11 protein-coding genes are annotated in these 12,549 nt (G+C 62.7%); 8 read left to right on the plus strand and 3 right to left on the minus strand.

The annotated features are described in order from the left end of the window. Nucleotides 1–183: 183 nt before the first annotated feature. From IAE77_RS29775 to IAE77_RS29805, 7 genes are all read left to right on the plus strand, one after another. Nucleotides 184–1,020: a DUF1080 domain-containing protein gene (locus IAE77_RS29775; protein ID WP_294235123.1), complete on the plus strand. Its 837-nt coding sequence runs from the start codon at nucleotides 184–186 to the stop codon at nucleotides 1,018–1,020. Between the two features lie 226 nt (nucleotides 1,021–1,246). Next, nucleotides 1,247–2,314 (plus strand): polysaccharide deacetylase family protein, encoded by a 1,068-nt coding sequence (locus IAE77_RS29780; protein ID WP_294235125.1) that lies wholly within the window; start codon nucleotides 1,247–1,249, stop codon nucleotides 2,312–2,314. 1 nt (nucleotide 2,315) lies between these two features. Then, entirely contained in the window at nucleotides 2,316–3,572 is a 1,257-nt protein-coding gene (locus tag IAE77_RS29785) for a glycosyltransferase (protein WP_294235127.1), read from the plus strand. A 38-nt stretch (nucleotides 3,573–3,610) separates the two neighbouring features. After that, on the plus strand, nucleotides 3,611–5,320 hold the full coding sequence (locus tag IAE77_RS29790; protein WP_294235130.1) for a DUF4091 domain-containing protein: 1,710 nt from the start codon (nucleotides 3,611–3,613) through the stop codon (nucleotides 5,318–5,320). After that, nucleotides 5,317–6,483 (plus strand): GNAT family N-acetyltransferase, encoded by a 1,167-nt coding sequence (locus tag IAE77_RS29795; protein ID WP_294235132.1) that lies wholly within the window; start codon nucleotides 5,317–5,319, stop codon nucleotides 6,481–6,483. The genes IAE77_RS29790 and IAE77_RS29795 overlap by 4 nt, the downstream gene beginning before the upstream one ends. Continuing rightward, entirely contained in the window at nucleotides 6,480–7,733 is a 1,254-nt protein-coding gene (locus IAE77_RS29800; RefSeq protein WP_294235135.1) for a glycosyltransferase family 4 protein, read from the plus strand. The genes IAE77_RS29795 and IAE77_RS29800 overlap by 4 nt, the downstream gene beginning before the upstream one ends. Before the next feature lies 1 nt (nucleotide 7,734). Further along, nucleotides 7,735–10,206, plus strand: a complete 2,472-nt coding sequence (locus IAE77_RS29805) for an exopolysaccharide transport family protein (RefSeq protein WP_294235137.1) — start codon at nucleotides 7,735–7,737, stop codon at nucleotides 10,204–10,206. Nucleotides 10,207–10,214: 8 nt separating this feature from the next. On the opposite strand, the gene IAE77_RS29810 is transcribed toward IAE77_RS29805, so the two are convergent. From IAE77_RS29810 to IAE77_RS29820, 3 genes are read right to left on the minus strand one after another with little or no spacing between them, the layout of a single operon-like run. After that, nucleotides 10,215–10,676, minus strand: coding sequence for a PH domain-containing protein (locus IAE77_RS29810; protein WP_294235139.1), 462 nt, complete (start codon nucleotides 10,674–10,676; stop codon nucleotides 10,215–10,217). Between the two features lie 55 nt (nucleotides 10,677–10,731). After that, complete coding sequence (locus tag IAE77_RS29815) at nucleotides 10,732–11,457, minus strand: Fic family protein (RefSeq protein WP_294235141.1); 726 nt, start codon at nucleotides 11,455–11,457, stop codon at nucleotides 10,732–10,734. Between the two features lie 23 nt (nucleotides 11,458–11,480). Continuing rightward, a complete protein-coding gene (locus tag IAE77_RS29820) occupies nucleotides 11,481–12,002 on the minus strand; it encodes an SRPBCC family protein (RefSeq protein WP_294235143.1) in 522 nt (173 codons plus the stop codon). 367 nt (nucleotides 12,003–12,369) lie between these two features. Here IAE77_RS29820 and IAE77_RS29825 point away from each other — a divergent pair. Then, nucleotides 12,370–12,549, plus strand: a 180-nt coding sequence (locus tag IAE77_RS29825; protein WP_294235144.1) for a hypothetical protein, incomplete at its 3' end; no start/stop codon positions are given.

Genomic DNA, 12,549 nt, shown 5'->3' on the forward strand with positions numbered 1-12,549 from the left:
GAGCAGGATTTGAACCTGCGACCTTCAGGTTATGAGCCTGACGAGCTACCGGGCTGCTCCATCCCGCGATTTGAAGGGCCGCCAGAATCCGCTCTCCTGCGGAATTGGCAACCTGTTTTTCCCACGAACTTCACAGCTTGCGCTGCAACATGCCCTGTGGCTTCTCGTTTGCTGCTTCCCTTCATGAAAAACATCGCTCAGACCCTCCTCTTCGCCCTCGCAGGCGTCGGCGTTTTCGCCGCAGACACGAAACCGGCCGCTCCGGCAGCGGAAAAGCCCTCTCCCATCGGTTATTCGGACACGCCGGTCATCCCCGGCACGCAGTGGAAGGTGCATGACATCGACCGCCCGCGGCCGAATGCCGTGGCACCGGGGGAAAAACCGGGTGCGCCGCCTTCCGATGCGATTGTCATTTTCGATGGCACGAGCACGGACGCCCTCCAGGCCAAGGAGAAGGACGCGAAGGGCAAGGAAACCGGCAAAATGGTGCCGTGCCCATGGCAGATCGACAGCGGCGTGCTGATGATCGCCGGCGGTGACTCCTGGACGAAGCAGGAGTTCGGAAGCTGCCAGCTCCATCTGGAGTGGATGAGCGAGCCGCACACGAAGGGCAATTCGCAGAAGAAGGGCAACGCCGGCGTGTTCTTCATGGACCGCTACGAGTCCCAAATGCTGGACTGCGACAACAATCCCACCTACGCCGACGGCATGACTGGCAGCGTCTATGGCCAGACGCCGCCGCTGGTGAACGCCGTGCGCCCCGCTGGCCAGTGGCAGGTGTATGACATCATCTTCACCGCCCCGAAGCTGGAAGACGGCAAGGTGGTGGAGCCGGCCTATATTACCACCTTTGTGAATGGCATCTGCGTGCAGAACCACACGAAGATCATGGGACCGACGAAGCACAAGCAGGTCACCGACTACAGCGGCGAGTTCCCTGAGAAGGCCCCGATCCGCATCCAGGACCACAAAAACGACCCGCCCGTGCGTTTGCGGAACGTGTGGATCCGCCCGCTCTGAGTGGTCTGCGGCAAGTGTTTCCCAGCGAGAGGCCGGAGGTGCTCCTTCCGGCCTTTTTTGCGCCTTGTAGCGGGTCTGTGCTTTATACGGAATTTGTGATTATTATATTGAAGTTAACAAATCGGCTCCTAAAATACCGGACCGCAGTCTGCCTTTTTGCCGTTCCGAGCCCCCCTCCAGTCCTGACTGGCAGGGGGATTCCTCAACCCTTTTCCCCCCTTTGATCATGCCGCCCGTCTTCGAATCGCGTGTTGTCAAAGCTGCCGCCTTGGTCGGCAGTGGATTTGCGTCGTTCGCCCGTAGCCGACGCGTGGGAGAGGCCACGATCCTGACTTTTCACGGTTTGTGCGAGAACTCGGGCGATCCGGGCATTCTCGACTGGTCGCTGCACCTGCCGGTGGAGGTGTTTCGCAGCGTATGCTCCCTCCTGGCGGCGGATTATCGGGTGATCTCCCTGGCTGACCTGATCGAGGCGCAGTCGAAGAACCAGACGCTCCCGGACAACTCGGTGGTGATCACGTTTGATGACGGCTATGCCTCGAACCACGAGCTGGCCTACCCGATCCTGAAGCGATTCGACCTGCACGCGACGGTGTTTGTGACCACCGGCTTCCTCGACGGAGAGGATCCGTTGTGGTTCCAGCGGGTCGATCTGGCCCTCGGCCGCACGCGGAAGGAACTGCTCGACTGGCCGGTCAACGGCAAGGTCGTGCGGCTTTATCTCGGCACGCGGGAGCTGCGGCAGCAGTCGTTGGTGGCCCTGATGCCGGAATTCAAAGCCCTGCGCGCGTCGGAATTGCGGCAGGAGGTGGAGCGTCTGGAGCTGGCTCTCGAAGTCGCTCCTCCCAGCTTCCGTGAACTGCCCGCGCCCATGCGTCCGCTCACCTGGGACATGGCGTGCGACATGACCTTCAGCGGCCACGTGGACATCGGCGGGCACACGCACTCCCATCCCATCCTGTCACGTTGCGATTCGGCGGAAATGCGTTTTGAGATCGCGACCTGCCGGAACCGCATCTTTGCCGAGATCGGCGACCTGCCCTCCGCCTTTGCCTACCCGAACGGCAAGGAGACCGACTATAACCGCGAGGCGCTCCTGCTCGTGCGCGAGGCGGGCTTCAAAGCGGCCTGCACGATGATCAACGGCCGCGTCGATGAAGGCACGTCCCTTTTCCAACTGCCGCGCTACGGTTCACCCGAATCAGTGTGGGAGGCCGAGGCCACCGTTTCGGGAGCCTATGAGACGCTCAAAGAATGGCGGCACAGCTGCCTGAAGGCGATGTCGATGCTTTGATATGAAAACGATCACGCTCGAGCTCGGCGAAGCCGCGTTGCTGCCCCGGCAGCGGCGCCAGCCGACGTTTGCGCGTGTCGCCTCGCTCGGAAGCCTGGCCAAAGACCGTCGGCCCACGATCCTGCACTTCGCCTACAGCCTGGGCGGCGGCGGGGCGGAGGCCATGCTGCGCAACCTCGCGGAGACGCTGGATCCCGCGCAGTTCCGCACCGTGGTCGTCACGCTGAACTCCAAACCGTGGGCGCATCTGGCAAAGCGGCTGCAGGAGGCGGAAATCACGCTGCACGATCTGGAGGAAACTGCCTACCTCACGCGGCCCACGCTTTCGAAACTGCGTTCGGTGCTGCATGCGGAGCGTCCGGATCTCGTGCAGACCTGGATGCATCATGCGGATCTCGTCGGCGGCTGGGCCGCCCGCATCGCCGGCGTGCGCAAAGTCGTCTGGAGCATCCACTGCCGGGAGATTCATCGCAATCCGGGTGATGGCGACCGCAAGCTCGCGATCTTCCGCCGCGCGCTGTCGCTCAGTTCACGGTTCATCCCCTCACGGATCATCTCCTGTTCGGCGGCCGCGATCGAAGACCATGCCGCGATCGGCTATCCGCGCTCCAAAATGAGCTGGATCCCGAACGGCATCGACGCGGAACGCTTCGTCCCGGACACCGATGCCGCGCTCGACACGCGTGCGGAGCTCCGGCTGCCGCCATCAGCGCCCGTCATCGGTTACGTCGGCCGTTTTCACGAGATGAAGGACCTGCCGACCTTCCTTCGCGCGGCGGCGATGCTGCAAACCCGGCTGCCGGAGGCGCATTTCGTGTTCTGCGGCGGCGTCGAGGTCGAAATGAGCGCCACGGAGCGCGAATTGCTCGCCCAACTGCCCCGGCGCCAGCAGGTGCGCTTTGAATCGTTCCGCCCCGATCCGTGGCGGCTCTATCCGGCGCTCAATGTCTTTTCCCTGTCCTCCCGCACCGAGGCCTGTCCCATGACGGTGATGGAGGCCATGTCGTGCGGGATTCCCTGCGTCACCACGGATGTGGGTGATTGCAGCCGTCTGATGGAAGGCGTGGGGCAGACCGTGCCTGTGCATGATGCTGCGGCGCTGGCCGATGCCTGGGAGCGCACGCTGCGGCTCGGCCCAGGTGCCCGGGCGGAAGTCGCCAGCCGCTCACGTCAGCGGGTTTTGGAGAAATTCACCATCGCAGAGGCCGCACGCCAGTATGCGGAGACCTACGCCCAGCTTCTGGAGGTGCGCAGATGAACGCGGTGCTGCTTTTTCTGGCTCTCACGGCACCAAGCGTGGCCCAGCCGGTCCGCGTGTCGTTTTGCGATGCGATGACACGCATTCCGCGTGACGGCACACCGCCCGCCGCGCAGACACACGCTTTGCAAGCCGCCCGCGGGGAGTGGGAGGCGCTGCAAATCGTCGTCACCGCCACGCCGGAGCAGCTCACCAAACTCGAAGTGGTGCCCTCCGGCCTCGCAAAGACCGATTCGGACGCGCTGCTGCCCGCACCACGCGTGTTTCGCGAGCACTACGTGCGCGTTTCCGCCTCCACGCCCATGGCCCCGCTGCCCGCAGGTGATTACGCCGATGCGCTCGTGCCCGTGGACATGCCAGCACAGGCATTGAAAGGCGACGGCTCCATCAACCAGCCGTTCTGGGTGGATGTTTTCGTGCCTTACACCGCCGCACCCGGTGACTACATCGGTGAAGTGCGGTTCAAGCTGGCCGACGGGAACACCTTGATCGCACCCTACACGCTGAAGGTGTGGGACTTTGATCTTCCGGTCGTGCCGAAGCTGCGTACCTCCATCATGACGACCGTGCGCCGCGTGTCGGAGGTCCATGGCCTCGAATACAAGGACAACTCGCCTTCACCCGCCCACGCCAGCTTGTTGGATGCCTACTATGATCTCTTCGCCGAGCATCGTCTGAGCGTGGATCAGATCGTCGGCAGCTATCCCGATCCAGCCACGGGCAGGCTCGACGAGGACAAGGCGGAGCGTGCTCTGCGGAAGCATCTGTTGCACCGTCATTGCAGCACCATCGGCCTGCCGATCTGGCCCCAGTGGCCGTTTGGCGATCCGCTGGGCAAAGACCGCGCCGCTGCCATGACCTACGTGGCGCAGTGGATGAAGCTGCTGGCAAAGATCCGCTGCGAATCACGCGGCTACGTCATCATGGGCGATCTCGACGAGCCGAACAACGAGACCGCGTATGCAAACGTCCGCCGCTGGGGCGAGTTCTTCAATGAAGTCGAAAAGAAGCATGGCGTCCGCGTGCCGCTGCTCATCACCGAGCAGCCGACGCCGGAAAAGCCTTCCTGGGGCAGCCTGAATGGCGCGGTGGACATCTGGGTGCCGCATTTCAGCTACGTGTGGAAGGACATGGAATGGGCCGGCGGCAGGCATGACATCGCTCTGCGCAGACAAGCGGGTGACGAGGTCTGGGCCTATGCCGCGCTGGTGCAGATGCCGGACGAGTGGGAGCAGCAGCACGGCATGCCGAAGAAGCTCGAACACAGCTTTCCGCCGGTCTGGGCGCTCGATTATCCGCCCACGGCGCACCGGATCGCCGGCTGGTTGTTCCCGAAGCATGGCATCACCGGCTTCACCTACTGGGACACGCTCTTCGCGGCCGATGGCGTCGATGTCTGGCATGACGCGGGCACCTTCAAGACCTCCGACGGCGCGACTTACAATGGAGACGGCTCCTTCATCTACCCGGCCACGGAGAAACAGCATGGCCGGCATGCTCCCATCGCCTCCATCCGGCTGAAATGGCTGCGGGAGACGGTGGAAGATTACGATTACCTCATGCTCGCGCGGCAGTTCGGGCTCGAAAATGAAGCGCAACGCCTCGCTTCGAGCTTCGCACGTGGTTTTGGCGATTGGGACAACAATCCAGGCCTGCTGATGGACGCCCGCCTGCATCTCGGCGGACTCATCGAGACCGCGCACCATCGCAAGCAGACCGCCAACGTGAAGAAGGGAGGCACCCCATGACGGCCACCTCGCCCAGAATTGCGACACCGGCGCGGCGCGAGGCGCTCACGCTGCAAATCATCCGTGACGAACACGAATTCCAGGGACTTGAGCCGTTCTGGGATCCGCTCGTCGATCAAATGGCCACGCGCTCGCCCTTCATGCGTTGGGACTGGGCCCGTCTGTGGTGGCAAGAGTGCCGCCAGGACGCGAGGCTCGCGATCATCGTGCTGCGTGACGCCGCAGGCCAGCCGCAGGCCATCGCGCCGCTCATGCTGGCCCGTGAGCAGGATCAGGCGCGGCGGCATCTTGTCACGCTGGCGTTTCTCGGCGGCTTTGGCGAGGCTCGTGGCGAGCGTCTCGACTTCATCGTGCCTGCCGGGCGTGAGGACGAGCTCGCGCCCCAGCTCTGCCAGGCATTCAGGGAACTGCGGCCGGAATGCGACGTCGTGCGTCTGAACGCCCTGCCGCAGGAATCAGGCAACACCCCGCACATTCTGGCCGCCCTCCGGGACCATTTCATCCGCGCGAGTGTGCTCAACCGTCATGGCTGCCGTTTCATCAGCCTGCCCGGCTCGTGGGAGGAGATCGAGGCCCGCCACAGTGCAAGCTGGCGCGGCAATCTGCGGCGTAGCTGCAAGAGCTTCGAGAAAGACCATGCGGGTGTGACCACGCTGTCGGGAGATCGATTCCCGCACCCGCATGCCTTCGAGTGCCTCCGTTGCCTGCACGATGAGAATCTGCCAGACGAGGCCAGCACCTTCACCACCACGGCTTCCCTGCGGTTTCATCGCCGTCTCGCCGCCCAATGGCTGCCTGAAGGCCGTGCCATCCTGCCTCTGCTCGAATCGAACGGCACCGTGGTCTCCGCCATTTATGGTTTCGTCGAGCGTGATGAGTTCTTCCTCTACCAGATGGGCTGGGATGGAACTTTTGCGCGGCTTTCGCCAGGGAAAATGGCCATGCGCTGGTCCATCATCAACGCCATGCGGCGTGGCGTCCGCGTCTATGATCTGCTGCCCGGTGACTACGAGTACAAGCGCCAGTGGTGCGACTCGACACGCTGGGTTCTCGATCTTGAAGCCGCCAATCCATCCAGTTGGCGTGCGTCCGTCTTTCACGCGCTGCGCACCGTGCGCCGCCGTTTTGCCGTCAAACCAATCCCGGAGGGTCTCGCCGCATGAAAGTTCTCGTGCTCACGGCTGATGCCAACACACTCGTCTATCATCGCGGTGATCTGATCCGCGACTTCGCCGCCCATGGCTGCGAGGTGGTCACCGCCGCGGCGGAGGACTATCCGCACGTGCGCGAATACGTCGGCGCTTTCGGCGGCCGGCATCGTGCCATCCGCATGATGCGCTCCAAGGTCAATCCGCTGAAGGATCTCGTCACCCTGTGGGACATGTGGCGCCTGTTCCGCTCCGAAAAGCCGGACGCCCTGTTCGCCTACACCATCAAATCCGTCGTGTATGGCTGCGTCGTCGCACGTCTGGCGGGAATCAAACGCGTGTATGCCCTGCTGCCGGGATTGGGCTTCACTTTCGTCAAACCGGTCACGCTGCGGCAGAAGATCGTCACCGCGATCTCGGAGTGGCTGCATCGCTTCGCGTTGAAACGCGCGGACGTCATCTTCATGCAGAATCACGATGATGTGAAGCTCTTCACTGACCTGCGCATGCTGCCTGCCGGAGTTCCCGTCCACGTCACCGCCGGGTCAGGCGTGAACATGGACGAGTTCGACCACGCCCCGCTCGAAAACGACGCCAAGATCGCCGCCGGCCACATCCGTTTCGTGCTCGTCAGCCGTCTGCTCATCAGCAAAGGCGTGCGCGTGTTCGCCGAGGCCGCCAGACGCATCAAACAGCTCCATCCGCATGCCGAGTTCCACCTCGTAGGCCCCTTTGACCCGAATCCGAACCGCGTGGACGAGAGCGAGGTGCGCCAATGGGTGGCGGAGGGCACGCTGGTGCATCACGGCATGGTCAAGGACGTCGCTTCGTTGCTCAAGACCATGCACGTCTTCGTCCTGCCCACATGGTATCGCGAAGGAGTGCCGCATGCCACGCTGGAGGCGCTCGCCACCGGCCGCCCGATCATCACCACCAACTCCGTGGGAGCCCGTGAGTGCGTCAAACTGACCTCCGAAGGCGAGAAGCAGCGCGAGGAGGGCGAGATGCTCATGCAGGGCGAGAATGGCTTCCTCTGCCAGCCGCACAATGTCGCCGCCGTCGAGTGCGCCATGGAGTGGTTCCTGGCCAATCCCGATCAAATCGCCGTTCAGGGCCGTCTCAGCCGCCAGCTCGCCGCGGATGTCTTCGATGTGCGTCTGGTGAATGAGATCATCACCCGCGCCATGCGGCTGAAAACCCCGCCGCAGGCGACTGCCGCCGCTGTGGCATCCGCATCCCTCGTCCTTCCTCAGTCGTCATTCTGACATGGCCATCCCTTACAGCCTGCAGCCTGCTCCAGCCGTGCAACAGCCCGGCTTCGGGGCCATGCTGGCGCTCGCTCCCACGCGGGGCGGCGGGCTGGTGCCGATGGCCCCGTCCATGACGATGCCGGCGCAGCCCGGCATGTCGCCCGTGTTTGATCCGCGGGCCTTCCTGCCGCCGATCAATCCGGGCGATTTCGAGGTGCAGTCGTTCATCAGCGTCGCGGATGTGTTTGGCTACATCCGCAAGCGCTGGCTGCGCGGCGCGGTGCTGGGGCTGATGATGGCGGCGTTCACGTTCTACTACCTCGGCATGGGGGTGAAGATCTACGAGGCGGAGTCACAGCTGCTGCTGCGCCTCCAGGACGGCAATCCGTTCAACTTCGAAGCGATGGCGAGTCGTGGCGTGACGGAGCTGAGCGCCCCGCAGTTGATCAACAACCACCGCACGGAGCTGCTTTCCCGCCGCTTCCTGAACCACTTCTACGAGCACTTCGACGCGGAGAAGCGCGACGCCTTCCTCAAGCGTGAAGCCAGCTCCCTCAGCCGCAAGGACGAGATGATGAACCTCGTCGGCCTCTACAAGCCGGGCAAACCGGCCGACCCGCGTGAGCATTTCATCGATCTGATGGCGTCGAACGTCCGCGTGGAGCCGCTGAAGGAGTCGCACGTCCTGCGCGTGCAGGTGCGTGACCGCGATCCGCATCTGGCGGCCGATTTCGCCAACCAATACGTCGAGGAATACATCCACTACGTGGCCGAGCAGGAGTCCAAGCTCAGCGCGGATGCCTCCACCTACCTCGAAAAGAAGTCCGATGAGCTGCAGAAGCGTCTGCGCGAGTCGGAGCAGAAACTGGCCGAGTACCGCCGGAGCCAGGGCCTGATGGAGGACACGGAGACCAAGGACATCTCCAGTGACAAGGTGCGCCAGCTCAACGTGGCCATCACCGAGGCGGATTTGAAGCTCACCCGGGCGAAAAGCGATCTCGACAACGTCGTCGCCGCCCAGAAAGCCGGCCGCGACCTCACCGAACTGCGCCTTTTTGCCGACAACCCGGATGTGGCCCACCTGCGCAAGCAGCTCGACGCGAAGATCGCCGAGCGCGCACCTTTGGAGGCCACCTGCGGCCGCAAACATCCTACCATGATCGGACTCGCCAAAGAAATCGAGGCTCTCAGGTCCGCGCTCGACCGCTCCGTCTCCGCCGTGGTCAGCATGGTGCAGGCGGAAGTCGAGTCGCAGCAGCGCCAGATCGCCGATTTTCGCAACCAGCTTGAGGACGCCCGTGGCGTGGCCCTTGATCTGAACGGCAAGAACGTGCAGCAGAGCCTTCTCCGCGACCAGGTGCGCATGGACCGCGATTTGTATGAGAAAATCGAGATGCGCCGCAGCCAGGCCGCCCTCACCGGACAGTTCCGCGACAGCGGGCTGCTGCGTGTGGCCGATGTGGCCATGGTTCCTGAGAAACCCGTGAAGCCGAGCAAGCCGATGGCCGCGGTCGCCGCCGCCATGCTCTTCGGCCTGTGTTTCATCGGTGTCCCGGTCAGTTGGGGCATCTTCGACGATCACATCAGGACGCTCTTCCAGCCCAAAGCCGGGCGGCAGGCAATGGCTGACCCGATGCAGCACGGCGCATACACCGCCACCTTTGTGAACGCACCTCCAGCAGCAGTGCCGCCGCCCTCACCCTTCGCCATCGCCGCACCCCAGACATCCGCCTTGCCGATGTCGATCCCGGACCGCGGGGCACCCCAGCCCGTGCCGCCACCGCCCGCCCGCCCGATGCCCGGCCTCCAGCCGGCCGGCGGTGGAACGACCATCCTGGCCCGGCTTCCCTACGTTCAGGGCAGCACACCGGAGATGATGTTGTCCGAACTGCTCAAACCGGAGCCGATCGGGGCCTCCAGCGCGCTGCATCACCTCACGGCGACGCTGGAAATGCAGGCCATGCATCGTGGCAGCACGGCGGGCATCGTCTTGATCACCAGTTCCGGTTCGGGAGAAGGCAAAACGCTCGTTTCCTCCGCCCTGGCGGCCGCCTTCTGCCATCAAGGCCGGCGCGTGTTCATGATGGAGTGCAATCCTGGCTCCCCAACGCTCCACCAGTGGTTCCCGCGTGCGTCGCAGGGCCACGGAGCCTATGCGCATCACCTTGAGGCGTTGCGTTATGGCTACAGCAACCTCTACCTGCTGCCCGGCTGCGATCTGCCAGCCCACGCCACGAACGAGCTGCTGGACGGCTACCGCACGTGGATCGAGCGGGCCAAGACGGAAGTCGATTGGATCATCCTCGACGCCTCACCGCTGCTGAAGAGCTTCGCCAACGTCGCCCCGCTGGCCCCGCTCGCCACCGACGTCCTCATCGTCAACAACCCGTCCGTCACCACCCCGGCCCAGCTCCGCGCCGCCGTCGCCCTGCTCCAGCCCATGATGTCCTCCAGCGCCCTGCGCGGCATGGTGGTGAACGGCGGCTAAAATGGCCTTCAGGGCATGTTCTGGCCCTTCAAAGCGTCAATCAGCGCCTGAGGCTCGGCCACGCTCAGCAACACCGTGTAACCTTCCGTCGTCGGAATGCGGGCGACGCGGGTGCGGTCGGTGACGTAGAGCAGGGCTTTGGTTCCATTGCGCAGCTTGAACCAACCGGCGGCGTAACCGGGCAATCCGGTACCCATCGTGCGCCATTTGGGCTGGTGATCCTTGTCCATGTTGAGGTTGGTGACGACGGCTTCGTCGATTTTAAGCGATTTGAGCGGGATCGCCCGGCCGTAGAGATCGCCTTGGAGGCGGAGGCCTTCGTTGGAGACGGTGAAGCGCACGTTTTGCATCGACCACGCGAGCCAGATCATCAGCACAAGAGCGCCGATGAGCACGAGGCTGATGATGGCGAAAAACCACAGCGATTTGCTGGCGGCGGGGATCATCGGAAAGACGGTGGAGGTGCTCATGGGGCGAGTTTGTCCGGCGTCTCGGATGAATCCAAGCAAAGAACTCCGAGCGGCCTCACGATGCAAGAGCACCCAGCCAAAAATCCAGCTCCGCCTCGGCCTGAGCAGCAATCCATTCCACATAGGCCTTGGGTGATCCAAAACGGCACTCGTCGAGCGCTGTGAAGTAGGCGGCGCGGTGTTCGGGCTGGATGCGCAGCGGTGGAAAACCGGCCCGCATGAGCAGGAGGTTCATCACCAGCCGGGCGGTGCGTCCGTTGCCATCGACGAAGGGATGGATGGTCACGAGGGCTTCGTGCAGGTTGGCGGCTTGTTCGACGGCGTGCTCGCCTGTGCGATCCATGGCGAAGAGTTGCTCCATCTTCTCCGGCACGATGCGAGCATTCGGCGGGACGTGCTTTGAGCCACGAATGAAAACGGGAACGCTGCGGTAATGACCTGCCGCGGGATCGTCTTTGCCGAGAACGAGAGTGTGCAGCTCCAATAGCTCTTTTTCACTCAAAGGCGCTGAGACTTTGGCCAGTTCCTTCACATGCTTCCACGCACTGGCGAGGTTTACGGCCTCAAGATGATCCTTGAGCGGCTTTCCGGCGACGGTCACGCCATGCAGCAGCACAGCGGAGGTTTCCTGAAGGGTGAGCGTGTTCCCTTCGACGGCGTTCGATGAATAGACCAACTCCACATCCAGCGCCTCCATCAGGCTGCGAATCGAGGACTCCCGCAGCGGACGCAGGGCGTCGAGGCGGGTCTTTTTCTCGTTCAGTTGGGACCAGGGAGGCATTGGTGTTCGGGCAATGAAACGGATTACTTCGCGAGAGGCGAGGCTTTTTCGGCGAGTGATTTGATGTGAGTGAGCACGCGATTGTGGATTTGGGAGACGGTGTGGCGGGTGACGGGCTCCCAATACCACTGAGGCCACAGGTCGTGCACGAACCAACTGGTACCTTCGATGCGTGTGCGTCCATCCGGGAGAGGAACGAGCACGAAACGGCCGTAACGAGCCTGAAAGTAGCCTTCGAGGTGCGGCGCATGCACTTCACCGAAAGGATTCGTTTCCACCATGGCGGGCGGTGTTTCCTTCACCTCAAATTCGAGCTTTTTGTCCGGTTCCCATGCTGTGACGACCTCCGGCATCGTGCCGGTGGAGACGATGCAACGCCGCGTGGCACCGACCCCGCTGCCGTCGATCTCGGAAGCGATGGGATAAGCGACTCCGCTCGCCAGCCACCCTGCTGGAGGATCTTTGATGGCTGGAAATGAAGGTATGAACTGCCACACGACCTCCGGCGAAGCATTCACTTCGATGGTCGTGGTTTGTTCGAGCATCGGCGGCGTTGGACGATGGGATGACTCCCAATTCATCGCGAGAGGGATGCAGAGGATGGCGAGGCAGTGGAGTTTGTTTCGATGACGAAAACTTCGTAGCAGGAAGTCAACGGAGCAAAAAACCAGCATGCCTACTAGAGCGACGAATGAAACCAACGTCGCAGCCATCAGCACACAGATAACTCCTTCGATCTGGCAGAGAATGAGCCATCCTGATGCCATGCCGAGCGAGCAAACCAGCAAATAAAGCGATTCCAACCATTTCCACCTACGACCACGCTGATAAAGAAGTCCTAGTAGCGCGCCCATTCCCAGCGGCACTCCGATGAAGAGCGAGTAACCGTATGTGCGGAATCTGTCCGTCACCGTGAAAACAGCCATCGCGGCAAAGCTCGAGACAATAAAACAGATCAACCCATTCGGAAATGGTCTTGGTGACAGGGGATCGGGGGTGGATGGCATAAAAATGTCTCTAATTAGGGCGCTTCGCTATGCTGGGTGGGTAAAAGCTGAAGGGATTTGCAGGTCGAGACGGCCGGCCATCCAG

Origin of the sequence: Prosthecobacter sp. (assembly GCF_014879935.1) — a bacterium.
GTDB lineage: Bacteria > Verrucomicrobiota > Verrucomicrobiia > Verrucomicrobiales > Verrucomicrobiaceae > Prosthecobacter.

Excerpts from the sequence above, each read along its gene's own strand:
- IAE77_RS29775 (WP_294235123.1), top strand. The coding sequence starts at position 184 with ATGAAAAACATCGCTCAGACCCTCCTCTTCGCCCTCGCAGGCGTCGGC.
- IAE77_RS29780 (WP_294235125.1), top strand. The coding sequence starts at position 1,247 with ATGCCGCCCGTCTTCGAATCGCGTGTTGTCAAAGCTGCCGCCTTGGTC.
- IAE77_RS29785 (WP_294235127.1), top strand. The coding sequence starts at position 2,316 with ATGAAAACGATCACGCTCGAGCTCGGCGAAGCCGCGTTGCTGCCCCGG.
- IAE77_RS29795 (WP_294235132.1), top strand. The coding sequence starts at position 5,317 with ATGACGGCCACCTCGCCCAGAATTGCGACACCGGCGCGGCGCGAGGCG.
- IAE77_RS29800 (WP_294235135.1), top strand. The coding sequence starts at position 6,480 with ATGAAAGTTCTCGTGCTCACGGCTGATGCCAACACACTCGTCTATCAT.
- IAE77_RS29805 (WP_294235137.1), top strand. The coding sequence starts at position 7,735 with ATGGCCATCCCTTACAGCCTGCAGCCTGCTCCAGCCGTGCAACAGCCC.
- IAE77_RS29810 (WP_294235139.1), bottom strand. The coding sequence starts at position 10,676 with ATGAGCACCTCCACCGTCTTTCCGATGATCCCCGCCGCCAGCAAATCG.
- IAE77_RS29815 (WP_294235141.1), bottom strand. The coding sequence starts at position 11,457 with ATGCCTCCCTGGTCCCAACTGAACGAGAAAAAGACCCGCCTCGACGCC.
- IAE77_RS29820 (WP_294235143.1), bottom strand. The coding sequence starts at position 12,002 with ATGCTCGAACAAACCACGACCATCGAAGTGAATGCTTCGCCGGAGGTC.